Origin of the sequence: Micromonospora sp. WMMD1128 (genome assembly GCF_027497235.1) — a bacterium.
Lineage (GTDB): Bacteria > Actinomycetota > Actinomycetes > Mycobacteriales > Micromonosporaceae > Micromonospora.
The window spans coordinates 3,410,670-3,435,464 of the sequence record NZ_CP114902.1 but is presented as its reverse complement, the minus strand read 5'-3'; the positions used below and the strand labels follow the sequence as shown (position 1 = coordinate 3,435,464).

Below are 24,795 nucleotides of genomic sequence, written 5' to 3'. Positions count from 1 at the left end.
CGCCGGTGGCTCAGCCGGCGGGGCGGTTGGCCACCACCACGGTGTCCAGCGCGTCGACCGTGCCGCCGTCCGTGGTCGACACCGGTCGGCGGGCCGTCTCCGCCCGCCGGATGCGCAGCCCGGCCAGCCCGTCGACCACCGCCTCGGGGGTGAGCAGCACGCTCGGGTCCTGCGGGCCGCCGGTGCCGCCGTCCAGGTTCGCCAGGTCGTGGCCGACGACCACGAGCGTGCCGCCGGGACGCAGCGCCGAGCGCGCCGCGGCGAGCACGCCGGCGAAGTCGGCGCCGGGCAGGTGCAGGTAGCTGATCAGCACCAGGTCGTAGCTGCCCGGCACCGGCCGGTACGCGGTCACGTCGGCGATCCGCCAGTCGACCGCGACGCCCCGCGCGGCGGCCAGCTCACGCCCTCGCTCGACGGCCACGGTCGAGAAGTCCACCGCGTTGACCCGCCACCCCTGACCGGCGAGCCAGACCGCGTTGCGCCCCTCGCCCGCGGCCATGTCCAGCGCTGAGCCGGGACTCAGACCGGCGACCGACTCGACCACGAAGCGGTTGGGTTCAGCGGTCCACACCAGTCCGGATGCGTTGGCGTACCTGTCGTCCCAGGCGCGACTGTCCACAGTAATCCCTTCTTCGGCGGCCCCACACCGCCACCGTGACCGTACCGGCCGTGGCAAGAACGGCCAGCCCGAGTCCGGCGACCGGCGGCAACTGCCGGGCCAGCACGAACACGCCCATCACCACGACGAACCAGCCGAACGCGCGGCGCAGGACGTCCTCCGGGATCCGGCCGGCCAGCCGGCCGCCGAGCAGGCTGCCGACGATCGCGGCGGCGGTGACGGCGGTCGCCAGGCCCCAGTCGATGCTGACGCTGGACAGGTAGCCGGCCAGGCCGGCGAGGGACTTCATCGCGATGACGACGAGCGAGGTGCCGACCGCCACCGGCATCGGCAGGCCGCCGAGCAGCGCCAGGGCGGGCACCACCAGGAAGCCGCCGCCGGCGCCGACGAGACCGGTGACCAGGCCGACGACGATTCCGTCGAGGACGACCCGGAACACCGGCAGCTCGTGCGGCACGGGCCGGCCCGCGGCCGGGCGGCGACCGCGGATCATCGCCGCCGCCGTGGCGAGCATCATCAGCGCGAACGCGGTGAGCAGGACGTTCGCCGGGACGAACTCGGCCAGCCGGCCGCCGGCGTACGCGCCGGTCATCCCGGCCAGGCCGAAGACCAGCCCGGTGCGCCAGCGCACCCGGTGGGCGCGGGCGTGCGGCAGTACGCCGACGGCGCTGGTGGCGCCGACGACGAGCAGCGAGGTGGCGATGGCCTCCTTGGCGGGCAGGTCGGCGACGTAGACCAGCAGCGGCACCGCGAGGATGGACCCCCCGCCGCCGAGCAGGCCGAGGCTCACCCCGATCAGCACCGCGCCGACCAGGGTCAGCGCCAGGGCGGTCACGACCGCCGCCCCGTGTCGCGCAGCTGGCCGACGACGGTGTCCAGGTCGCAGCTCGCGCCCCGGTTGTAGGGCAGCTTGCTGAGCAGCATGCCCATGGCGCAGGTGTTCGAGACGGCGGCGACGGTGAGGCCGGCGCCGATGAACCCGGCGACCCACTTCAGGCCGGGCAGCCACACCGAGCCGACGACGGCGGCCAGCACGATCGAGCCGGCGACGAGCCGCACCTGGCGTTCCAGGTCCCAGCGCGGGCGTCCCCGGTTGACCGGGGCGTTCGTGGCCTGCCAGGCGAGCATGCCGCCGTCGAGCACCCGGAGATGGGGCAGGCCGGCGGCGGCGAGCGTCTGCCCGGCCTGAGCGGCGCGGGCGCCGGAACGGCAGATCAGCACCACCTCCTCGTCGAGGTGGTTGCGCAGCTCGTCGCGGTGCTCCCGGAGCAGGTCCAGGGGCACGTTGTAGGCGCCGGGGACGTGTGCGGTCTCGAACTCGCCCGGGGTGCGGACGTCCAGCATCCGGGGGGCGTGGCCGGTGGCGATCAGCTCGCGCAAGGTGGTCGCGTCGACGGTCGACGGGTTGGTCGTGGTCATGGTTCTCCTTCGGGGGCGGACGGCCACCGGGTCGGCGGGAGCCGTCGCGGGCAGGGGGCATCGCCGGCCGGCGCTGTCGGCGCGCCGGCCGGGCGGGGCAGGGGAGGTCAGGCGGCGGGCGCCATGCGGACGCCGGCCGCCTCGGCCCGGCCGAACGCGTCGTCGATCAGCACGACGTCCCGACCAGCGTTGGCCAGCAGGGACGCGGCGGCGGTGGCCCGGTAGCCGGAGCCGCAGTGCACCCAGACCGTCCCGGCGGGGACGTCGGCGAGTCGCGCGGGCAGGTCGGGGAGCGGGACGTGGACCGCGCCGTCGACGTGCCCGGCCGTCCACTCGTTCGTCATCCGGACGTCGAGGACGACCTGCGGGTCCGGTAGGCCGGCCGGGGTGTTCCCGGCCTGCGCGTCGGCCAGGGCGCCGAAGTCGGCCACGGGCAGGTCACGCAGCTCCGACGGTGCGGTGGCCCACCGCTCAGGCGCACCGGTGGCCTGGGCGGCGGGCCGGTCGATCCCGATCCGGACCAGTTCCCGCTGGGCGTCGGCGACCTGGCCGGGGGTCTCGGCCAGGAGCGTGATCGGGACGGCCCAGTCGATCAACCAACCGAGCCAGGTCGACATCGGCCCGTCCAGGCCGAGGCTGACGGTGCCGGCAAGGTGCGACGTCGCGTACGCCTTGCGGTGCCGCAGGTCGACCACCCACTCGCCGGCGGCGATCCGGCGGCGCAGCTCGGCGGCGTCGGCGCGGGCCACCGGCGTGAGGTCCACCGGTGCGGGACCGGCGGCGTTGGCCACGCCCATGTGGGCGTAGTAGGCCGGGTAGGCGTCCAGGCCGGCGAGCGTCTCGGTGACGAACCGGTCGGCGGCCAGTCGCAGCACCGGGTTGACGTCCTTCTCCCGGCCGATGGTCGACTCGGGGGCGTCGGCCTGGCTGGCCGAGCAGAAGCTGCCGAAGCCGTGGGTCGGCCACACCTGCGCGCCGTCGGGCAGCAGGTCGGCCAGCTTGCGCGCGGAGGCGTGCTGGTGGTGCGCCAGCTCGTGGGCGTGTCGCTGGCCGAGCAGGTCGGTGCGACCGGTGGTGCCGAACAGGAGCGAGCCGCCGGTGAACACGCCGATCGGCGTCCAGCCGCCGTCGCTCGCCTGGTCCAGCACGTACGACAGGTGGTGGAACGTGTGGCCCGGCGTGCCGACGATCCGCAGTCGCAGGTCGTCCGAGACCGGCACCACGTCGCCGTCGGCCACCGGCGTCCGGTCGAAGCCGACCTGGTCGGCGGCGGCGACCAGGTAACGCGCGCCGGTGAGCCGGGCCAGTTCCAGGCCGCCGGAGACGTAGTCGTTGTGGATGTGGGTCTCCACCACGTGGGTGATGCGCACCCCCTTGGCGCCGGCCAGGTGCAGGACCCGGTCGATGTCGCGCTGCGGGTCGACCACGACTGCCGTCCGGCCGTCGGAGGCCAGGTAGCTGCGGTCGCCGAGCGAGGACGTCGCGATGACGGACACCTCTGCGGTCATGTCTCGTTCTCCTCTCCTCGCCCGCTATACCCCGGGGGGTATGCGGGGCGCAGACTCCGGCCCGGGTTCGGGCGCGGATTACCCGCCCACGTCGCGATCAGGCGACGCGGGCGGAGTTCGGTGGAATCAGGCCAGGGAGAGGAAGAGCCTCTCCAGCTCCTCCTCGGTCATCTCCGGCTCCTCGCCCGCCTGGCGGGCGGTGCCGCAGTGGCGCATGCCGGAAGCGATGATCTTGAAGCCGGCGCGGTCGATGGCCTTGGACACCGCGGCGAGCTGGGTGAGCGCCGCGCGGCAGTCCTCACCGTTCTCCATCATCTCGATCACGGCGTTGAGCTGCCCGCGGGCCCGCTTGAGTCGGGTCAACGCGTCGCCGGTCATCTCGGGTCGCAACTTCACGTCCCACCTCCTGCCCCCAACATACCCCCGGGGGTAACCGAAGCGCCACCGCCCCTGGCTGATCATGAGGTTAACGGCGTTCCTGTCCGTTATGTCGGACGGCAACCTCATGATCGACGAGGTGTGGGCGGGTCGGCGGACGTGGGGACGAGAGTCAGCGGAGGCACGCAGGGTGGCTGGGGGATCGACGGAGTGCTTATTCTGTGCGGCGACGATCCCGGCGGAGGGACCCCGATGGCGTCGCGGCAGGACCAGCTGCACTCGTACCAGTTCACCGTCCAGCGGGCGGTCGCCGCGCTCGTCATGCGGGAGACCGACCCCCCGCAGTCGCCGTTTCGCCGGCTGGCCGGCGCCGGCCTGGCCAGCGTGCTGGTCGCGGCGATCGCACTCGGCGCGGTGGCGCTGTACGGCCTGTTCACCGGCGGCGGCAGCTCCTGGCGGGACACCGGCGCGGTGATCGTGGAGAAGGAGTCCGGTGCCCGGTTCGTCTACCGCGACGAGAAGCTGCATCCGGTGCTCAACTACGCCTCGGCGCTGCTGATCATCGGCGCGGACCGGCCGACGACCGTGCTCGTCACCCGCCGGGCCATCGACGGGGTGCCGCGCGGCCTGCCGCTCGGCATCGCCGACGCCCCGGACTCGCTGCCCGCGCCCGACCGGCTGGTCCGCGACGGCTGGACGCTCTGCTCGTCGGTGACCGGGGAGGCGGGGCAGGACCAGGCCCGCTCGGCGCTGCTGATCGGGCGGGACGCGGCCGGCGGCCGGGCGCTCGGGGACCGCGGCCTGCTGGTCCGTCACCCGGACGGCGGCCTGCACCTGCTCTGGCACGACCGGCGTTACCTGCTGCGCGACACCGACCGGGTGCTCGCCGCGCTCGCCGCCACCCGGGCGCGAGCCGTGCCGGTCGCGGCGGCGCTGCTCAACACGATCCCGGCCGGCGTCGACCTGGCCCCGCCGCCGGTCGGTGACCTCGGCGTACCCTCCGGGGGGATCGCCGGGGCCACGGTGGGCGACGTCTACCTGGTGCGCAACTCCGGCGGCGGCCGGCAGTACGCGGTGGCCGCCCGCGACGGGCTGGCCGGTATCACCGAGTTGCAGGCCGCGCTGCTGCTGGCGCGCACCGGGCAGGGTGAGCCGGAGCCGATCACGCTGGGCCGGTTCGCCGCGCTGCCGAAGCTGCCCGACCTGGTACCCGGCGGCCCGACCGCGCCGCCGGCCGTGCCGCCCCGGCTGGCCGCGTCCGAGGCGGGCGCACTCTGCGCACGGGCCGGCGACGACGCGGGCGTACGCGAGATCCGGCTCGGGGTGACCGCGCCAGACCTGGCTGCCGTCGCGCGTACCTCGGGAGGGCGGGGTGGGCTGGCCGACCAGGTCGTGGTGGAGCCGGGGCGCGGCGCGCTCGTGGAGGCGGTGGCGGCCCCGGGCGCCACCGGCGGCGCGGTGTGCGTGGTCACCGACCTGGGCCGGCGGTACGCGCTCGCCGGTGCGGACGTGCCGGGCATGCTCGGCTACGCCGGGGTGCGTCCGGTGCGGCTGCCGGCGGGCCTGGTCGACCTGCTGCCGGCGGGCAGCCCACTCGACCCGGAGGCCGCCCGCGTGGTCGCCGCTCCGGCCTGACCACCGGCCGCGACTCACCACGGACCGTGAGGCACGACGGCGACCCACCCGGCCCGTGATCCGGGCCGGTCCGCGACTCAGGCGGGGCGGCGCAGGACGGTGACCACGAACCCGGCGTCGTCGCGCCACGGCCGCAGGTCCCAGGTGGCGAAGCGGTGCTCCGGGCGCAGCCCGGCGGCCAGCGCGGCGGCGACCCGGCCGGTGCCGCAGCCGGCGTCCAGGATCCGGGCGCCGGGCGGCACGAGCGCGTCGATGAGCCGGGCCTCACCGGCCAGGTCCGCCCCTTCGGCGGCGAGGCGGCGGAACCGGTCGACGTACCACTGCGAGTGGCCGGGTTCGGTGTCGGTCACCCAGCGGGTCGGCTTGGCCATGGGCTCACGTTAACCGTCGGACCTCCCGCCCGCCGTCGTCGCGGGCGGTCGCGTCGACCCCGACCGGCGCCGGGAGTAGCCGTCTAATCACATATGCCCATTTTTGGGGTACGATCGGATCCGGCACCCCCTTCATGCACCCTGGTGACGGAGGACGTGACGCCCTTGACCGGCAGCCTGGCCGCCGGGGTACGCGCCGGCGCGGAACGCGACGCCCGGCTGCGCCGGCTCGCGCTGGCCACGTTGGACGCCAACTGGGAACACGACCACACCGTCCCGTCCCGCACGCTCTATCCGCACCAGTGGAGCTGGGACTCGGCGTTCGTCGCGGTCGGGCTGGCCCACGTGCGCCCGGACCGGGCCTGGCGCGAGCTGCGCACGCTGTTCGCCGCGCAGTGGGCCGACGGTCGGGTGCCGCACATCGTGTTCAACCCGGCGTTGCGCGTCGGCGCGTACTTTCCCGGGCCGGAGTTCTGGGACTCGGCCCGCGTCGACGGCGCACCGGCGGTGGCCACCTCCGGCATCGTCCAACCGCCGGTGCACGCCCCGGCGGCGTGGCTGGTGCACCGCCGCGCCCCCTCCGAGGCGTCGGTGGCGGCGTTGCGGCGGCTCTATCCCCGGCTGGTCGCCCAGCAGCGCTATCTGACCGGGCGGCGGGACGTCGGCGGGGGCGGGCTGGCCGCGATCGTGCACCCGTGGGAGTCGGGCCTGGACAACAGTCCGGCCTGGGACGCCCCGCTGGGGGCGGTGCCGGCCGACGAGTCGGTGATGCGCGTGTACCGCCGGCATGACACCGCGTACGCCGACGCCGCGCACCGACCCACCGACCTGGACTACGCGCGGTACGTCGCGCTGGTGGAGAGCTACCGCGCCGGCCGCTACCGGGACGACCGCCTGCTCGGCCGGCACCCGTTCCTGGTGGAGTGCCCGCTCGTCAACGCCGCCCTCGGGGTCGCCGAGTACGCGCTGGCCCGGATCGCGACGGTCGTCGGCGCGGACCCGTGCCCGCACCGCGACCGGGCGGCCCGGATCACCGAGGCGCTGGTGACCCGCCTGTGGGACCCGGTCGCCGGCACGTTCCGCCCCCGCGACGTCCGCACCGACCGGCTCGTGCCGGCGCGTACCGTGCTCGGGTTGATGCCGCTGGCCCTGCCCGAGCTGCCGGAACGGCAGGTGCGGGCGGTGCTGGCCGAGGCGTGCTCACCCCGGTTCGGCCTGGCCGCCCGGATGGCCCGGCCGCTGCCCACGCACGACCGCACCGCGCCGGACTTCGATCCGTTGCGGTACTGGCGCGGACCGAGCTGGGTGAACACCGGCTGGCTGCTCTGGCAGGGGCTGCGGACCCACCGCCGGGCCGACCTGGCGGCCGGGCTGCGGGAGTCCCTGCTCGACCTGGTCGACCGTGCCGGCTGCCACGAGTACTTCCACCCGGACACCGGCGTCGGCCTCGGCTCACCGGCGTTCAGCTGGACCGCGGCGCTGGTGCTGGACGCGCTCGCCGAGGGCTGAGCCACGTCGTTTGGTGGGGGTGGGCGCGGGTACTCGCCGGGGTCGGCGGGCGGCGGCGGGTCGGTGGCCGGCGACGAGGGGAGGGGCGGCATGCGGTTTCCCATGTTCGTCGAGGCGGTGGCGCGCCGCGCGGAGCTTCCCGGCGACCAGGCCGCCACCATCTCCCGGGCGGTGTTGCAGACCCTCGCCGAACGGATCACCGCCGACGAGTCGGCCGATCTGGCGGCCCAACTCCCGGACGACGTCGGCGGCTACCTGACGACGTCCGAACCGGCCGGGGCGACCGGCGCCCTGGTGGACTTCCTCTTCCGGGTGGCCGACCGGGCCGCGGTGGATCCGGCGGTCGCCCAGGTGGGCACCCGGGCGGTGCTGGAGACGTTGCGCGAGACGGTCACCGTGGGCGAGTTCCAGGATCTGGTGGCGCAGTTGCCCAAGGGGTTCGACGCGATGGTGGACCCGATTCCGCGTCCGCCGTACGATGTCTGAGCAGGCTCCCCGCGATCCGGGTCGAGCTGCCGGCATCGGGGCCGCCAGGTGAAGATTTCGCGGCCCGAAAGTATTTTCACCGTAAAATAACTCGCCAGTAGGTGCCTACGCTGAAAATCGTCTTCGCGCTAGAGGGATGATCGGACGGATTCCTCCGCCCGTGGTGCCAGGGGCCTTCCCCCCTTCGGCTTGACCCGCATCGATGCTCTTCCGGTCGAGGGGTCGGGCCATATTCTGCTTCCAACGTGAAGTCCTGGGGGGGAATCAATGATCACGTTCATTCCATGCTGCGTGCCCGCCGTCGGTGGAGAGCCGTCCGTCTCCTGACATGGCAGAGACGACGATCATCAATCGTTTCGGCGCGGTCGCAGCGGTCCACGGTGGCCGCCCGGCGCTTCTCGGCGAGACCCACGAGGTCGGTTACGCCGAGCTGGCCGAGGCAGCCGGCGGGCACGCGGCCCGGCTCGCCGCCGCCGGCTTCCGCCCCGGCGACCGGATCGCGCTGCTCACCGCGCACGGTGCGCCGACAGTCACCGCGTTGCTCGGCACGCTCGCCGCCGGATGCGCGTACGTGCCACTGGACCCGGGCTTCCCGGTCGCGCGGCTGCGGCAGATGGTCAACGCCGCCGACGTGACCGCCGTGGCCTGCGCCGCCGAGCACCGCGAGCTGGCCCGGACGCTTGCCGGCGGACGTGCCGTGGTGCCGCTCGACGACGTGCCGCCGGCCCCACTGCGCCCCGTCCCGGTCGACCCGGACGCGCTCGCGTACGTGCTGTTCACCTCCGGCTCCACCGGCGTGCCCAAGGCCGTCGGGCAGACCCACCGCAACCTGGCCCACGTCGTCGACAACCAGATCGACGCGCTCGCCGTCGGCCCCGCCGACCGGCTCAGCCTGCTCGCCTCGTTCAGCTTCGACGCCGCCATCCCCGACCTCTACCCGGCGTTGCTCACCGGCGCCGCGGTCGTCCCGGTCGACGTGCGCCGGCAGGGCCTGGCGTACGCCGTCGAGCAACTCGACCGGCACCGGACCACCGTGCTGCACTGCACCCCCACCGTCTACCGCTTCCTGCTCGACGCGCTCGGCGAGCGGCGGCTGCCCTCGGTGCGGGTCGTGCTGCTCGGCGGGGAACAGGCCACCTGGGCCGACGCGGCGCGCGGCCGGGACCGGTTCGCCCCGGACTGCTGGCTGGTCAACGGCTACGGGGCGACCGAGATGACGTTCGCCGCCCGACACGTGCTGAGCCTGTCCGGGGTGGACCCGACCGCGACCGGGCCGCTGCCCGTCGGCGCCGCGTTACCCGGCTACCGGCTCGACCTCGCCACCGGCACCGGGGAGATCGTGGTCCGCAGCCGGCACCTCGCCCCCGGCTACCTCAACCAGGACAGCGACCGCTTCGGCACGGACGCCGACGGCGTGCCCACGTACCGTACCGGCGACCTCGGCCGGTGGCTGCCCGGCGGCGAGCTGGTCTGCCTGGGCCGGCTCGACCGGCAGGTCAAGGTGCGCGGGCACCGGATCGAGCTGACCGAGATCGAGACCGTGCTCGCCGCCCGGCCCGGCGTGGCGGGCGTCCGCGCCGTCGTCCGCGACGGCGAGCTGCTGGCGTACGTCCGACCGGCCGGCGACCGCCCCGATCCGACCGCGTTGCGCGCGGCGCTGGCCGCCGCTCTGCCCGAGCACGCGGTGCCCCGCGCGGTGGTCGTGGTCGACGAGTTCCCGCTCACCGTCAGCGGCAAGGTCGACGAGCGGGCGCTGCCCGACCCGGTCGTCGACGTGCCCGCCGACGCGGCGCCGGTCACCGACACCGAACGCGCCGTGCACGACATCTGGTGCGCGGTGCTCGGCCGCCCGGCGGTCGGCCGCACCGACGGCTTCTTCGACGTGGGCGGGCAGTCGCTGCTGCTGGGCCTGGTGCAGCAGCGGATCGCCGAGCGGTTCGGCGTACGCCTGCCGATGCTGCGCCTGTTCGACCACCCCACCGTCGCGGCCCAGGCGGCGCTGCTCGACGCCCCGCCCGACGCGGTCCGGGTGCCGGTGCTGCCCGCGCCCGCCGCGCCGGTCGGCGTGGCCCGCGCGCACACCGGCGACGAGATCGCCGTGGTCGGGGTCGCCGGCCGTTTCCCGGGCGCGCCGGACGTGGCGACGTTCTGGTGGAACCTGTGCACCGGGGTGGACTCCGTCCACGACCACACCGACGAGGAGTTGGCCGCGCTCGGCATCGGGCCGGAGCTGCGCGCCGACCCCCGGCACGTCCGCGCCAGCGGCCGGCTCGACGGGGTGACCGACTTCGACGCCGAGTTCTTCGCCTTCGGCGCCGACGAGGCCGCCCGCACCGACCCCCAGCACCGGCTCTTCCTGGAGACCGCGTGGGAGGCGATGGAGGACGCCGGGCACGACCCGCGACGCTTCCCCGGGCCGGTCGGCGTCTACGCCGCCACCTCCGCCAACCGCTACTTCCTGTTCCACCTGATGGACAACCCGGCCGTGGTCGGCGACGTCGACCCGGACGACTGGGAGGCGCGGCTGCTCGGCCGGCAGTTCACCGACCACCTGCCCGGGCAGGTCGCCTACCGGCTCGGCCTGACCGGGCCGGCGGTGGCGGTGCAGAGCGCCTGCTCCAGCTCGCTCGTCGCGGTCTGCCTGGCCGCGCAGAGCCTCGCCGACTACCAGTGCGACCTCGCCCTGGCCGGCGGCGCCACCGTGACCTGGCCCCGGCACCGGGCCACCCCCGGCGGGCTCGCCTCGCCCGACGGCCGGTGCCGGGCCTTCGACGCCGCCGCCGACGGCTCCGGGTTCGGCTCCGGCGCGGGCGTGGTCGCGTTGCGCCGGCTCGCCGACGCCCAGGCCGACGGCGACCGGATCTACGCCATCCTGCCCGGCTGGGCGGTCACCAACGACGGCCCGGACCGGGCCGGCTTCGCCGTGCCCGGCCCCGCCGGGCAGGCCGCCGCCGTGGCGAACGCGCTCGCCACCGCCGAGGTCGACCCGGGCGAGGTCCGTCTCGTCGAGGCGCACGGCAGTGGCACCCCCCTCGGCGACGCCATCGAGGTGGCCGCGCTGCACGAGGTGTACGCCGGCGCCGCGCCCCCGGGCACCTGCGCGCTGGGCTCGGTGAAGACGAACATCGGCCACCTCGACGCGGCGGCCGGCATCGCCGGGCTGATCAAGGCGGTGCTCGCCGTCCGACACGGCGTGATCCCGCCGAACCTGCACTTCACCCGCCCGCACCCGGAGATCGACCTGGCCGCCGGCCCGTTCTACGTGCCGACCAAGGCGCGGGACTGGCCCGACGGCGCCCGCCGGGTGGCCGGGGTGAGCGCGTTCGGCCTGGGCGGCACCAACGCCCACGTGGTGGTGGAGCAGCCACCGCCGGTCGACCCGGGCGACCCGTCCGGCGACGGGCCGTGGCTGCTGCCGGTCTCGGCGCGTACCCCGGCGGCGTTGCGGGCCGCGCTGGCCCGGCTGCGCGGCCACCTGGCCGGGGCCGCGCCGCCGTTGCCCGAGGTGGCCGCCACGCTGGCGCTGGGCCGGCGACCGTTCACCCACCGGGCCGCGGTCGTCGTCGCCTCCCGGCCCGCCGCGCTGGCCGCGCTGGACGTGCTGCTCGACACCGACGCCCGGATCGCCGGGGACGGCGGGGCGCTGCGCGAGCTGGCCGCCGACTGGGTGGCCGGGCGCGACGTCGACTGGGCCGCTCTGCACCCGGAGGGCGCCGTGCGGCGTACCGGCCTGCCCACCTACCCGTTCCAGCGCCGCCGGCACTGGATCGACCCCGTGCAGAGAGGCCCACGGTGAACTGGTTCGTCTCCGCCGGCAGCCGACCCGAGGCGCCGGTACGGCTGTTCTGCCTGCCCTACGCGGGCGCGGGCGCCAGCGCGTTCCGGCACTGGCCGGCCGCGTTCGGTCCGGGCGTCGAGGTGCTGCCGGTGCAGCTACCCGGCCGGGAGAACCGGATCATGGAGGATCCGCGCTTCACCGTCGCCGAGGTGGCCGACGCCATCGCCGCCCGCGCCGACCGCCCGTACGCGATCTACGGCCACTCGATGGGCGGCCGGCTCGGCTTCGAGGTGGTCCGCGAACTGCGCCGTACCGGTCGCCCGCTGCCGCTGCGGCTCTACGTCGGCGGTGCCCGCGCCCCGCACGTCGCCGGGCCGGGCCTCTTCGACGGGCTGTCCCGCGCCGACGACGACGAGCTGCTGCACCGCCTGCGCGACGGTGGCGGGCTCTCCGCCGAGCTGCTCGACCACCCGGAGCTGGTGGACCTGCTGCTGCCGCTGCTGCGGGCCGACTTCGGCCGGGTCGACGACTATCGCTACGTCCCCGGTGAGCCGCTGCCGGTGCCGATCGTCGCGTTCGCCGGCGACCGGGACCGGGCGGTCACCCGGGAGCAGAACGCCGCCTGGGCCGAGCACACCGCGGCCGGGTTCACCCTGCACGACCTGCCCGGCGGGCACTTCTTCCTGCACGACCGGCTCGCCGAGCTGGCCGCGCTGATCCGGGCCGACCTGACCGCCGTGCCCGGCACCTCCGACCCCCGCGCCGGTGCACCGGTCGCGGGTCCGGACCCGGTGCGCGCCGCCGGCCGCGGGACCGCCTGCGGTGCGCACCGGGTTCCCCTCGGCGACACCGGGTGGTCGGTGTGGCGCGACGCGATGCTGCGGACCACCGGCTTCCCCGCCGACGGGCTGGAGCTGCTGACCGCGCCCCGGGCCGCCGCCGCCGCCGACGAGCTGCTCGACACCGGCGCCGGCGCGGACCGGTTCGACAAGGAGTTCGACGAGGCGGTCCGCGCCGGCGCCGAGCGGCTCAACGCGCTGGCCGCCGATCCGCTGGTGCGTGCGGCGGTGACCTGGCAGAACCGGGGCGCCCTGATCGCGCTGGACGGGCTGGCGCGCGGCGGTGCCGACACGCGCCGCAACGTGCGGCGGCGGGACCGGGAGCGGGCGCTGCTCAAGTACTGGCAGCGGTACTGCGGTAAGAACGAGACGATCGGCTTCTTCGGCCCCAGCTGCTGGGTCACCCTCGACCCCGACCGGACCGAGGTCGCCCGGGTCGACCCCGGCGACCGGCTCACCCGACGGCGCTGGGTGTGGTTCGAGTCCTGGGCCCTGGCCGCGTACGCCGACCGGATCGGCGTGGATGTGGCGGTCCGCCGCTGGTGGCCGCCGATGCTGCGGCCCCACCTGGCGGTCCGGGACCGGACCGTGCTCCGGCCCGGCCGTCCGCCGCTGACCGTGACCCCGGTCGAGGCCGCGTTGCTGCGTGCCGCCGACGGCCGCCGTGCCGCCGTCGACCTGGTCGCCGACCCGGCGATCGGGCTGCGCCGGCCCGAGGACGGCTACACGCTGCTCGACCGGCTGGTGGAGCGGGAGCTGCTCACCTGGGACGCGGCGCTGCCGGTAAGCCCGGACGCCGAACGGGTGCTGGCCGAGCGGATCGCCGCGATCGGCGACGAACCGGCCCGCGCCGCCGCCCGGTCCGGCCTCGACCGGCTGCGGGCCGCCCGCGACGCGGTGGCCGCGGCGGCCGACGATCCGGAGCCGCTGCGCGCCGCGCTGGACCACCTCGACGCCACGTTCACCGAGCTGGCCGGCGTGCCGGCCGCGCGCCGTCCCGGCCAGATGTACGCCGGCCGCACCATCTGCTACGAGGACACCGCCCGGGACCTGGACGTGGTCTTCGGCAGCCCGCTGCTGGCCGAGCTGGCCGCCCCGCTCGACGTGCTGCTGCGCGCCGCCCGCTGGCTCGCCGGTGCGCTCGCCGACGCGTACCTGGAGGTCCTGCGCGGCCTGCACGACGAGTTGCGGGCCGAGTCCGGCGGGCCGGTGGCGCTGGCCGACCTGTGGTTCCTCGCCCAGGGCATGTTCTGGGGCGACGGCGAACGGCCGGTGGACGCCGTCGCGGCCGACTTCGCCGCCCGCTGGGCCGGGCTGTTCGGCCTGGACACGCTCCCCGCCGGGACGACCGAGATCCGGGTGCGCGCGGCCGACCTGGCCGACCGGATCGACGTGGTCTTCCCCGACTCCCGGCCGACCTGGTCCAACGCCGCGATGCACAGCCCCGACCTGCAGATCTGCGCCACCGACGCGGCGGCGCTTGGTCGCGGCGACTACACCGTGGTGCTCGGTGAGCTGCACGCCGCCTGGTCCTCGTTCGACTGCGCGGTCTTCACCCCGTCGCACCCGGACGTCGAACGGTTGCGTGACGCGCTCGCCGCGGACCTGGGCGAACGGCGGGTCCGGCTGCTCTTCCCGGCCGACTGGCCGCGCCGCACCAGCCGCACCGCCGAGTCGCTGGCCGGCCCGACCGACCGGCAACTGGCCTTCCAGGACGCGCCGGGCGCGGACCCGGCCCGGGTGCTGCCCACGGTGGACCTCACCGTGGACGCGGTCGACGGCGACCTGGTCGCCACCGCCTCCGACGGGCAGCGCTGGCCGCTCGCCGAGATCTTCGCCCCGGTGCTCAGCGCGCACGCGGTGGACGGCTTCAAGCTGGTCGCCGCCGCGCCCCACACGCCCCGGATCACGGTGGACCGCCTCGTGGTGGCCCGGCAGACCTGGCGCACCACGGTCGGCGAGAGTGGCCTGGCCACCGTCACCGGCGAGCGGAACCGGTTCCTCGCCGTCCGGGCCTGGCGCCGCCGGCTCGGCCTGCCCGAACGGGTCTACGTCAAGCTCGGCACCGAGACCAAACCCTGCTTCGTGGACCTGGCCGCGCCGGGGTTCGCCACCATGCTCTGCGCCCTGGTGCGGGCCGCCCGCGGCACCGGGGGCGACGGCGTCCCGCTCACGGTCAGCGAGATGCTGCCCGGCCCGGAGCACGCCTGGGTGCCCGACGGCGCCGGCCGTCGCTACTTCAGCGAGCTGCGCCTGCACATCACCGACCCGGCCGAGCACCTGGGAGCACACCGGTGACCGACGTCCTGCCCGCCACCGCCGCCGTCATCGGGGACGACCTGCCCTGGCCGGACGCGACCCTCGCCGACCTGATCACCGCCCGGGCCGCCCTCGCGCCGGACGCGGTGGCGGTGCGCCAGTGGGACCACCGGCTCACCTACCGGGAACTCGTCGAGCGGGCCGCCGGGGTCGCCGCCGCGCTGCGCGCACACGGCGTCGGCCGGGGCGACCGGGTCGGCGTCTGCGGCGCGCGTACCCCGGACCTGGTGGTCACCGTGGTCGGCGTGCTGCTGGCCGGCGCCGCGTACGTGCCACTGGAGCCGGGCGGCCCGCGGACCCGGCTGCGCGAGATCGCCCGGGACGCCGGGGTGCGGGTGGTGGCCGGCGACGCGGCGGCGGCCGAGTTCGGCGACGAACCGGGCGTGCGGACGCTCGACCGGACCGGCCCCGCGCCGCTGGCGCCGTGCCCGGCCCGCCCCGGCGACCCGGCGTACGTGCTGTTCACCTCCGGCTCCACCGGCCGCCCCAAGGGCGTGCTCACCACCCACCGCAACGTGGTCGAGTTCGTCACCGGGGTGTCCGCGCTGACCGGCGCCGACGCCTCGATGCGCAGCCTCGGCATCGCCTCGCTCGGCTTCGACGCGGCCACCATGGACCTGTTCGTGCCGCTGACCCTCGGCGGCGCGGTGCAGCTGCTCGGCGCCGACGACCGGGCCGACCCGGCGCGGCTGGCCCGGTTCCTCGCCGCGCACGACGTGACCTGGGGGTTCGTCACCCCCACCATGCTCGCGCTGCTCGACCCGGCCACCACGCCGTCGTGGCGGGTGCTGCTCTGCGGCGGCGAGGCGGTCCCGGCCGAGCTGGTCGCCCGCTGGGCGCCGGGCCGGCGGTTCGTCAACGCCTACGGCCCGACCGAGACCACCGTGCTGGCGGTCAGCGGCGACCTCACCCCGGCCGACGCCGATCCGGTGCCGATCGGCCGGCCGCTGCCCAACCACCGCGCGTACGTGGTCGACGCCGACCTGCGGCCGGTGCCGTCCGGGGAGACCGGTGAGCTGCTGATCGGCGGCCCGGGCCTGGCCGACGGCTATCTCGACCGGCCCGGCCTGACCGCCGAGCGGTTCGTGCCGGACCCGTTCGGCGACGCGCCGGGCGAACGGCTCTACCGCACCGGTGACCTGGTCCGGCAGGCGCCCGACGGCCGGCTCGTCTATCTCGGCCGGGCCGACCGGCAGGTCAAGGTGCGCGGCCAGCGGATCGAACCCGGCGAGGTGGAGGCGGCGCTGGCCGCCCACCCCGGCGTCGAGCGGGCCGTGGTGGAGGCGGTGCCCGGCCCGGCCGGCACCGAGCTCGTCGCGTTCCTCACCCCGGCCGGCGCCCCGGACCACGACACGCTGCGGGCGTACGCGCGGCAGCGGCTGACCGCCGCGATGCTGCCGGCCCGGACGGTGCGGCTGGCGGCGTTGCCGGTGAGCCCGACCACCGGCAAGCTGGACCGGCCGGCGCTGCGCGCGCTGGCCGCCACCGCGGCCACGGTGGACGACACGCCCGACGGCGACGACCCGGTGCGCGACGCGGTCCGGCGGCTGTGGACCCGGCTGCTCGGCGCCGCACCCGCCCCGGACAGCGACTTCCTCGCCGCCGGTGGCAACTCGATCGCCGCGATGCGGCTGGTCGCCGCGCTCCGCGCCGAGCTGGGCCGGCAGGTCGACACCCGGGTGCTGTTCACCGACCGCACGTTCGCCGCGCTCGTGGACCGGGTCCGCGCCGCCGACCCGGCCGACGGCGACGGGCTGACCACCGGCAACCCGCCCACGCTGTCCCCGCCGCAGCGGCGGCTGTGGTTCACCGACCAGCTCACCGCGTCCAGCGCGCCCTACAACATCGCGGTCGCCCACCGGCTGCGCGGGCCGCTCGACGTGGCCGCGCTCGGCGTCGCGCTGCGCGCCGTCGCCGAGCGGCACGACGTGCTGCGCTGGCGCATCCCGCAGACCGGCGGCGTGCCGTACGCGGTCCGGGAGGAACCGACAGACGTGGCGGTGCCGGTGGTCGACCTGACCGCCGCCGCCGACCCGGACACCGAACTGGCCGGCATGCTCGCGGCCGGCGCCGGGCACGGGTTCGACCTGGCCACCGGACCGGCCTGGCAGGTCACCGTCTACCGGCTCGCCGCCGCCGAACACGTGCTCGCGATCACCGTGCACCACGCGGTCTTCGACGGCTGGTCCGAGGCGGTGCTCTACGACGAGCTGGCCACCGCGTACGCCCGGGCGGTCGGTGGGCCGGCGCCGGGCCGCCCGCCGCTGCCCGCCACGTACGCCGACTACGCGGTGTGGCGCGCGGAACGCGACAGGCGTCGCGGCGAGGCGGACCTGGCCTGGTGGACCGGGCACCTGGCCGGCGCACCGACCGTGCTGGAGCTGCCCCGCGACCGGCCCCGCCCGGCCGTGCAGACGTACGCCGGCGCGGAGGCCGCGGTCCGGCTCGACGCCGCGGCCGACCGGGCGGTCCGCGACCTGGCCGCAAGGCGCGGCGCCACGGTCGCGGCGGTGCTGCTGGCCGGCTTCGGTGAGCTGCTGCGCCGGCTCACCGGCGGCGACGACCACCTGCTCGGCGCCGTCGTCGCCGACCGGAGGCTGGCCGCGTTCGACGAGGTGATCGGCTTCTTCATCGACACCGTGCCGGTGCGGGTGCGTGCCGGCGGCAGCTTCGCCGAGCGGGTCGACCGGTGCGCCGCCGAGCTGCGCGCGGTCACCGACCATCCGGGCGCGCCGCTGGAACGGATCGTCGAGGCGCTCGGCGTCGGCCGGGACACCTCCCGCGCGCCGCTGGTGCAGGTGCTGTTCAACGTGCTCAACTTCGTCCCGCCCCGGCTGGCGCTGCCCGGCCTGACCGCCGAGCCGGTGCCGGTGCCGAAACCCGGGTCGCCGTTCGACCTGACCGTCTACGTGGTGCACCGGGACGGGCGGGCCGGCGTCGAGGTGGTGTACAACCCGGACCTGTTCGACGCCGACCGGATCGCCGCGCTCCTGGCCGACCTGGTCGCCCTGGTCGGCGCGCTCGCCGCCGACCCGGACGCGCCGGCCGGCGAGGTGGCGCCCGAGCTGCCCCGCCCGGCGGTGCGGGTGGCGGCGCTCGGCGCGATGACCGTCGCCGCCGAGCCGGCCCGGGCGTCGCTGCCGGCCGGCCCGGACACGCTCACCGGCACCGAGGCGCTGATCGCCGGCATCTGGCGGGACGTCCTCGGCCGGGACACCGTCGGCGTCGCGGACAACTTCTTCGACATCGGCGGCCACTCGATGGCGCTCGCCGCGGTGCACGCCCGGCTCGTCGAGGCCACCGGCCGCTCGATCACCATGCTCGACCTGTTCCGCCACCCGACGGTGCGGGCGCTCGCCGCCAGCCTCGACGGCGCCGCCGACCGGCCGGAGCTGGCCCGCGCCGCGTTGCGCGCCGCCGCCCGGCGGGGCCGCGCCCGCCGTACCCCGCCGCCCCGCCGACCCCAGCAGCCGTGATGCCGCAACCCCGTGCGAGTGAAGGACCTCCCATGCATAACGACTTTCCCGCCGCCGCCGACGACGGCATCGAACCCATCGCCATCGTCGGATTGGCGGCCCGCCTGCCCGGCGCGGCCGACGTCGACGAGTTCTGGCGCAACCTGGTCGACGGCGTGGAGTCGACCACCGAGCTGACCCGCGAGGAGCAACTCGCCCGGGGCGCCCGCCCGGACGAGGTCGACGACCCGGGCTGGGTCAACCGCGCCCCGCTCGTCGACGGCTACGACGAGTTCGACGCCGGCCTGTTCGGGATGACCGCGCGCGAGACGGAGGTCACCGACCCGCAGCACCGGCTGTTCCTGGAGACCTGTTACACCGCGTTGCAGGACGCCGGTTACGACCCGGGTCGCTACGACGGCGCGGTGGGGGTCTACGCCGGGGCCGGCGGCAACACCTACCTGCACCGCCACGTGCTGCGCAACAAGCGGGTCGGCGGCAACCCGCACGGCCTGGTCTCGATCGCCACCGGCACCTCGCCGAACTACGTGGCCACGAACGTCTCCTACCGGCTGGACCTGCGCGGCCCCAGCCTCACCGTGCACACCGCCTGCTCCACCTCGCTGGTCGCGTTCCACCTCGCCTGCGAGGCGCTGCGCAACGGCGAGTGCGACATGGCCCTGGCCGGCGGCGTCAACATCGAGCTGCCGCACGTGGGCTACCTCGGCATGGACGGCTTCACCTCGCCGGACGGGCGGTGCCGGCCGTTCGACGCCGACGCCAACGGCACGGTGTGGGGCAGCGGCGTCGGCGTCACCCTGCTCAAGCGACTCTCCGACGCGATCGCCGACGGCGACACCATCCGCGCGGTGGTGCTCGGCAACGCGATCAACAACGACGGCGCCGGGAAGGTCGGCTTCACCGCGCCGAGCGTCGAGGGGCAGACCGAGGCGGTCGCCCAGGCCGTCGGGCTGGCCGGGATCGACCCGCGCAGCATCAGCTACGTCGAGGCGCACGGCACCGGCACCGCGCTCGGCGACCCGATCGAGATCGCCGCGCTCTCCGCCGTCTACGCCCGGGACACCGACGACCGGGGCTGGTGCGGCATCGGCTCGGTGAAGTCGAACATCGGCCACCTCAGCCAGCCCTCCGGGATCGTCAGCGTGATCAAGACGGTGCTCGCGATGGAACACGGGCTGATCCCCCCGACCATCAACTACGAGACGCCGAACCCGGCCATCGACTTCGCCGACACCCCGTTCTACGTGGCGAACACGCTCACCAAATGGGACACCGACGGCGAACCGCGCCGCGCCGGGGTCAGCTCGTTCGGCATCGGCGGCACCAACGCCCACGTGGTCCTCCAGGAGGCGCCGGCCGCGTACCGGGCCGAACGGCGGGTCCGCCCGGCGCACCTGCTCCAGGTGTCGGCGAAGACCCCCACCGCGCTGGACGAGGCCGTGCGCCGGCTCGCCGACCACCTGGCCGGCGACAGCGACGGGTCGCTCGCCGACGTCGCGCACACGCTGCGCGTCGGCCGTCAGGCGTACGCCCACCGCGCGACAGTGGTCGCCGGCGACCCGCAGGACGCCGCCGCCGCGCTGCGCGAGCGGCGCCGGACGCACCGGGGCGACGCCGACGCCGCACCCCGGGTGGGGTTCCTGTTCAGCGGCCAGGGCTCGCAGTACGCCGGGATGGGCGCCGAGCTGTACGCCGAGGACCCGGCGTACGCCGCCGCCGTGGACGAGTGCGCCGAGCTGCTCCGCCCCGAGCTGGGCCGGGACGTCCGGGACCTGATCCTCGGCCGCGACCCGGACGCGGCGGCGCTGCTCACCGAGACCCGCTGGACCCAGCCCGCCCTGTTCACCGTCGAGTACGCGCTCGCCGCCGCGTGGCGGGCCGCCGGCGTCACCCCGGCCGCGATGATCGGCCACTCGATCGGCGAGTACGTGGCCGCGACGCTCGCCGGGGTGATCGCCCTGCCGGACGCGCTGCGGGTGGTGGCCGCCCGGGGCCGGCTCATGCACGCCCTGCCGGCCGGGTCGATGCTCGCCGTCACGCTGGACGAGTCGGCGGTGGCCGAGCTGCTGCCCGCGGGCCTGTCGGTGGCGACCGTGAACGGCCCCGGCACCTGCGTGGTGGCCGGCGAGACCGCGCTCGTCGAGGCGTTCGCGGAGAGCCTCGGCGGGAAGCACAAGGCCAAGCTGCTGCGCACCTCGCACGCGTTCCACTCGCCGATGATGGACCCGATCCTCGACGAGTTCACCGCGCTGATGGCGACCGTGCCGCTGCGCCCGCCGGCGGTGCCGTTCGTGTCCAACGTGACAGGCGCCTGGATCACCGACGCGCAGGCCACCGACCCGGCGTACTGGGCCGCGCACCTGCGCCGGCCGGTCCGCTTCGGCGCGTGCGTGGCCACCCTGCTCGCCGAGGGCACCTGGGCGCTCGTCGAGTGCGGCCCGGGCCGGCAGCTGGCCAACCTGGCCCGGATGCAGGTCGCCAGGGCGGGCGCGGCGCAGCGGGCGCTCACCCCGCTGGGCAGCCTGCCCGGGCCCGGCGAGTCGACGGGTGACCTGGCCACGCTGCTCGGCACGGCCGGCGCGCTCTGGTGCGCCGGCACGGCGGTGAACCTCTCCGCCGACCCCGACGCGCGGCGGGTGCCGCTGCCCACGTACCCGTTCGAGCGACGCCGCTACTGGGTCGAGCCGGACCCGGTGGAGGAGACGGCCGCGGCCCCGGCGGAGACCGGTCCCCGGCCGCTGCCGGAGTGGTTCGCCGTGCCGGTGTGGCGGCAGGTCGCGCCGGCCCGCACGGTCGAGCCGCTGGGCCGCTGCCTGGTGCTTGCCGACGGTCCGCGCGGCGAGGCGCTCGTCGCCGCGTTGCGGGCCGCCGGCGACGACCCGGTGGAGGTACGCGCCGGCGGCGCGTTCACCGTCACCGCGAGCGGCTACCGGCTGCGCCCCGGTTCCCGGTCCGACGCCGACGCGCTCGTCGCCGCGCTCGGCGCGGACCTGCCCCGCCGGATCGTGCACGCGTTCGCGTTCGACGGCGAGCCGGCCGGCACCGACGTGACCGCCGCCTGGGCCGCCCAGGACCGTGGCTTCTTCGGCGCGCTGCACCTGGTGCAGGCGCTCGCCGGCGCCGGCCTGACCGCCGACGAGGCGGGTGTCCGCCTCGATCTGGTCACCGCCGGCATCGGCGACGTGCGCGGCGACGACGTGGTCCGCCCCGAGCACGCCACGCTCACCGGGCTGGCCCGGGTCCTCCCGGTCGAGCTGCCCGGCCTCACCGTCCGGCTGCTCGACGCCGACCCGGCCGCGCGCGGGGTGGCCGCCGTCGTGGTGGAGTTGCGCAGCCCGGTCGACCCGGAGCACCCGGAGGTGGCGTTGCGCCGCGACCGGCGTTGGGTGGGCGGCTACGAGCAGGTGACCGTGGGGCCCGAGGACGAGCCGGGCGTGCTGCGCGAGGAGGGCCGCTATCTGATCACCGGCGGTCTCGGCGGCATCGGCGTCACCCTGGCCGAGGACTTCGCGGTCCGGGCCCGCGCCAAGCTGGTGCTGCTGGCCCGCTCCGGGCTGCCGGAGCGGGACGACTGGGACGCGCACCTGGCGGTGCACGGTGGCGCCGACCGGGCCGGCCGGGCCATCGCGGCGATCCGCCGGATGGAGGCCGCCGGCGCCGAGGTGCTGGTGCTCGCCGCCGACGTCACCGACCCGGAGGACCTGCGCCGGGCCCGCGCCGAGGCGGAACACCGCTTCGGCGGGTTGGACGGCATCGTGCACGCCGCCGGCCTGCCCGGCGGCGGCATGGCCGAGGTGAAGGAGCGGGCCGAGGCGGAGCGGGTGCTCGCCCCGAAGCTCGCCGGCACGCTCGCCCTGGCCCGGGTCTTCGGTGACCTGCCGCTGGACTTCGTGGTGCTCTGTTCGTCGGTCACGGCGGTGATCGGCGGGTTCGGTCAGGTCGACTACTGCGCCGCGAACAACGTGCTGGACGCCTTCGCGCGCTCCGGCGCCGGTTTCCGCGCGCCGGTGGTGGCGCAGAACTGGGGCGGCTGGGCGGAGGTCGGCATGGCGGTGGAGACCGACGCGCCGGCCGCCTTCCGGGCCGCCGGGCGGGACACCGTGACCAGCGCGGTCGTCCACCCGGTGCTGACCACCATGGTCGCCGGTCCGGACGGCGCCGTGCTGCACGGCCTGGTCTCGGCGGAGACCCACTGGGTGCTCGACGAGCACCGGATCGGCGGCGTGCCGGTGGTGCCGGGCACCGCCCACCTGGAGTCGGTGCGCGCCGCCGTGGTCGCCGCGCTGCCCGCGCCGGCGCCGGACGCCGCGGTGGAGCTGCGCGACGTGGTGTTCCTGGAGCCGTTCGGCGTCCCGGACGGCGCCGTCGCGCAGTACCGGGTCGAGCTGGCCCCGGCCGAGGACGGGACGGAGTTCACCGTGGCCAGCCTCGCCGCCGGCCGGTCGCGCACGCATGTGCGGGGCACGGCCGGCTGGACCACCGAGGCCGTGCCGCCGCCCGCCGCGTCCGCCGTGACCGGGCGGCGGGTCGACGACGACGCCTCGTTCGGGCGCGGTCGTTCCAGCATGCTCACGTTCGGACCGCGCTGGGCCGCGCTCGCCGAACACCACCTGGGCGAGGGGGAGGAGCTGGCCCGGGTGCAGGCGCCCGCCGCGGCGCGCGACGACCTGCCCGCCTGGGGGCTGCACCCGGCGCTGCTCGACGTGGCCACCGCGTTCGGCCGCGGTCAGGGCGCCGGCACCTACCTGCCGCTGTCGTACGGCCGGATCGTGGTGCGCGGGACGCTGCCGGAGACGTTCCACAGTCACCTGCGGCACCGGTCCGCCGCCACCGACGAGGTGGTCGCCGCCGACCTGTCGCTGCGCGACCCGCACGGCCGGGAGCTCGTCGCGATCAGCGACTTCGTGCTGCGCCGGGTGGACCAGGGCGCGGTCGCCGGCACGCTGGCCGAGACCCCGGCGACCGACGAGCCGGCCCCGGCCACCGAGGACATCCGGCCGGTCGACGGCGCGGAGGCGTTCCGCCGCAGCCTCGGCGCCGGCCTCGGCGCGCAGGTGGTGATCGCCACCCGCGCCGTGGCCGACATCCGGCGCCGGGCCGCCCGGGTCACCACGGACAGCCTGGCCGGGGCGACCGACGCCCCGGCCGGCGCGTCGGCCGTCACCGGTGGCTCGGCCGCGCCCGGCACCGACCTGGAGCGCACCATCGCCCAGGTGTGGCGCGACGGCCTCGGCGTCACCGACGTCGGCGTGGACGACGACTTCTTCGCCCTCGGCGGCAACTCGCTCGTGGCCGTGCAGCTCATCGCCGCGATGCGCAAGGCGACCGGGGTGCGGCTGCCGATGCGCAGCCTCTTCGAGACCCCGACCGTGGCCGGCCTGGCCGCCCGGATCGAGGAGTTGCGCGCCGAGGCGACCGCCGAACCACCGGCCGCCCCGGCGGCGATCCCGGCCATCCCGCGGCTACCCCGCGGCTGACCCGACCCGACAAGGAGACACCGCATCATGAGCGAGACAACCGCCACGCTCCCGGTGGTCGTGGCGAACGACGGTCGGGCGCTCACCGACCTCATCGCGGCCCGCCGCGCCGAGCTGCGGGACACCCTCGTCGCCCACGGCGGGCTGCTGTTCCGCGGGTTCGACGTCGGCGGGGTGGACGGCTTCGACGCCGCCGTGCGCGCGCTTGCCGGCGAGCCGTTGACCTACACCGAGCGTTCCTCGCCCCGGCACTCCATCTCCGGACGGGTCTACACCTCGACCGACTACCCGCCGGACGAGGAGATCTTCCTGCACAACGAGAACTCCTACCAGGCGCGCTGGCCGCTGACGCTGTTCTTCTACTGCATCACCCCGCCGCAGACGCGCGGCGCCACCCCGCTCGCCGACGTGCGCCGGGTGTACGAGCTGATCGACCCCGCGGTGCGGGAGGAGTTCGTCAGGCGTCGCTGGATGCTGGTCCGCAACTTCCACGGCGACTTCGGCACCCGCTGGCAGGAGGTGTTCAACACCGAGAGCCGCACCGACGTCGAGGCGTACGCGGCGGCGAACGGCATCACCGTGGAGTGGGTCGGCGCGGACGGCCTGCGGACCCGCGCGGTACGCGACGTGGTGCACCACCGGCCCGGGTCGGACACCCCGCGCTGGTTCAACCACGCCACGTTCTTCCACCTCAGCACGCTGCCGGCGGACTACCAGGAGGGCCTGCTGGCCATGTTCGGCGCCGACGGGCTGCCGTCGAACACCTACTACGGCGACGGCGGCGAGATCCCCGCCGACGTCATGGACCACCTGCGTGCCGCCTACCGGGCGGCCACGGTCCGCTTCGACTACCAGCGCGACGACGTGCTCGTGGTCGACAACATGACCGCCGCGCACGGCCGGGAGCCGTTCACCGGCCCGCGAAAGATCGCCGTGGCGATGGCCGAGGCGTACACCCCCGACACCGCTGGAGCGAACTGA

General features: G+C 76.0%; 14 protein-coding genes. 8 read left to right on the top strand and 6 right to left on the bottom strand.

Annotation, left to right across the window (positions count from 1 at the left end; translation table 11 throughout):
* Nucleotides 1-10: 10 nt before the first annotated feature.
* From O7602_RS15710 to O7602_RS15690, 5 genes are all read right to left on the bottom strand, one after another.
* Nucleotides 11-619 carry a class I SAM-dependent methyltransferase gene (locus O7602_RS15710; RefSeq protein WP_281583383.1) on the bottom strand — a complete coding sequence of 203 codons (609 nt, stop codon included), beginning with the start codon at nucleotides 617-619 and terminating at the stop codon, nucleotides 11-13.
* Nucleotides 558-1,454: a sulfite exporter TauE/SafE family protein gene (locus O7602_RS15705; protein WP_281583382.1), complete on the bottom strand. Its 897-nt coding sequence runs from the start codon at nucleotides 1,452-1,454 to the stop codon at nucleotides 558-560. Before O7602_RS15705 ends, O7602_RS15710 begins: the two co-directional genes overlap by 62 nt.
* A complete protein-coding gene (locus tag O7602_RS15700) occupies nucleotides 1,451-2,038 on the bottom strand; it encodes a rhodanese-like domain-containing protein (RefSeq protein WP_281583381.1) in 588 nt (195 codons plus the stop codon). Before O7602_RS15700 ends, O7602_RS15705 begins: the two co-directional genes overlap by 4 nt.
* Nucleotides 2,039-2,145: 107 nt before the next feature.
* The gene (locus O7602_RS15695; RefSeq protein ID WP_281583380.1) at nucleotides 2,146-3,546 is read right to left on the bottom strand and encodes an MBL fold metallo-hydrolase; all 1,401 of its coding nucleotides are present in this window, start codon (nucleotides 3,544-3,546) and stop codon (nucleotides 2,146-2,148) included.
* 126 nt (nucleotides 3,547-3,672) lie between these two features.
* Nucleotides 3,673-3,942 (bottom strand): metal-sensitive transcriptional regulator, encoded by a 270-nt coding sequence (locus O7602_RS15690; RefSeq protein WP_281583379.1) that lies wholly within the window; start codon nucleotides 3,940-3,942, stop codon nucleotides 3,673-3,675.
* A gap of 234 nt (nucleotides 3,943-4,176) precedes the next feature.
* Here O7602_RS15690 and eccB point away from each other — a divergent pair, with 234 nt between their 5' ends.
* A complete protein-coding gene (eccB, locus tag O7602_RS15685; protein WP_281583378.1) occupies nucleotides 4,177-5,559 on the top strand; it encodes a type VII secretion protein EccB in 1,383 nt (460 codons plus the stop codon).
* 77 nt (nucleotides 5,560-5,636) lie between these two features.
* Here eccB and O7602_RS15680 read toward each other — a convergent pair whose 3' ends face one another.
* Nucleotides 5,637-5,930: a hypothetical protein gene (locus O7602_RS15680; protein WP_281583377.1), complete on the bottom strand. Its 294-nt coding sequence runs from the start codon at nucleotides 5,928-5,930 to the stop codon at nucleotides 5,637-5,639.
* Nucleotides 5,931-6,074: 144 nt separating this feature from the next.
* Between O7602_RS15680 and O7602_RS15675 the strand changes: the two genes are divergently transcribed.
* The 7 genes from O7602_RS15675 (at nucleotide 6,075) to O7602_RS15645 (ending at nucleotide 24,795) form a co-directional block, all read left to right on the top strand.
* Nucleotides 6,075-7,439, top strand: coding sequence for a hypothetical protein (locus O7602_RS15675; RefSeq protein WP_281583376.1), 1,365 nt, complete (start codon nucleotides 6,075-6,077; stop codon nucleotides 7,437-7,439).
* Between the two features lie 90 nt (nucleotides 7,440-7,529).
* Nucleotides 7,530-7,925, top strand: a complete 396-nt coding sequence (locus O7602_RS15670) for a DUF2267 domain-containing protein (RefSeq protein ID WP_281583375.1) — start codon at nucleotides 7,530-7,532, stop codon at nucleotides 7,923-7,925.
* A 328-nt stretch (nucleotides 7,926-8,253) separates the two neighbouring features.
* On the top strand, nucleotides 8,254-11,721 hold the full coding sequence (locus O7602_RS15665; protein ID WP_281583374.1) for an AMP-binding protein: 3,468 nt from the start codon (nucleotides 8,254-8,256) through the stop codon (nucleotides 11,719-11,721).
* A complete protein-coding gene (locus O7602_RS15660; protein WP_281583373.1) occupies nucleotides 11,718-14,840 on the top strand; it encodes a thioesterase domain-containing protein in 3,123 nt (1,040 codons plus the stop codon). Before O7602_RS15665 ends, O7602_RS15660 begins: the two co-directional genes overlap by 4 nt.
* Entirely contained in the window at nucleotides 14,837-18,337 is a 3,501-nt protein-coding gene (locus O7602_RS15655; RefSeq protein ID WP_281583372.1) for an amino acid adenylation domain-containing protein, read from the top strand. The genes O7602_RS15660 and O7602_RS15655 overlap by 4 nt, the downstream gene beginning before the upstream one ends.
* Before the next feature lie 32 nt (nucleotides 18,338-18,369).
* On the top strand, nucleotides 18,370-23,814 hold the full coding sequence (locus tag O7602_RS15650) for a type I polyketide synthase (RefSeq protein ID WP_281583371.1): 5,445 nt from the start codon (nucleotides 18,370-18,372) through the stop codon (nucleotides 23,812-23,814).
* A 27-nt stretch (nucleotides 23,815-23,841) separates the two neighbouring features.
* Nucleotides 23,842-24,795, top strand: a complete 954-nt coding sequence (locus tag O7602_RS15645) for a TauD/TfdA family dioxygenase (RefSeq protein ID WP_281583370.1) — start codon at nucleotides 23,842-23,844, stop codon at nucleotides 24,793-24,795.

What these genes read in the sequence shown, in the direction of transcription:
- O7602_RS15700 (WP_281583381.1), bottom strand. Translation starts at nt 2,038, where the DNA reads ATGACCACGACCAACCCGTCGACCGTCGACGCGACCACCTTGCGCGAG.
- O7602_RS15695 (WP_281583380.1), bottom strand. Translation starts at nt 3,546, where the DNA reads ATGACCGCAGAGGTGTCCGTCATCGCGACGTCCTCGCTCGGCGACCGC.
- eccB (WP_281583378.1), top strand. Translation starts at nt 4,177, where the DNA reads ATGGCGTCGCGGCAGGACCAGCTGCACTCGTACCAGTTCACCGTCCAG.
- O7602_RS15680 (WP_281583377.1), bottom strand. Translation starts at nt 5,930, where the DNA reads ATGGCCAAGCCGACCCGCTGGGTGACCGACACCGAACCCGGCCACTCG.
- O7602_RS15670 (WP_281583375.1), top strand. Translation starts at nt 7,530, where the DNA reads ATGCGGTTTCCCATGTTCGTCGAGGCGGTGGCGCGCCGCGCGGAGCTT.
- O7602_RS15665 (WP_281583374.1), top strand. Translation starts at nt 8,254, where the DNA reads ATGGCAGAGACGACGATCATCAATCGTTTCGGCGCGGTCGCAGCGGTC.
- O7602_RS15650 (WP_281583371.1), top strand. Translation starts at nt 18,370, where the DNA reads ATGCATAACGACTTTCCCGCCGCCGCCGACGACGGCATCGAACCCATC.
- O7602_RS15645 (WP_281583370.1), top strand. Translation starts at nt 23,842, where the DNA reads ATGAGCGAGACAACCGCCACGCTCCCGGTGGTCGTGGCGAACGACGGT.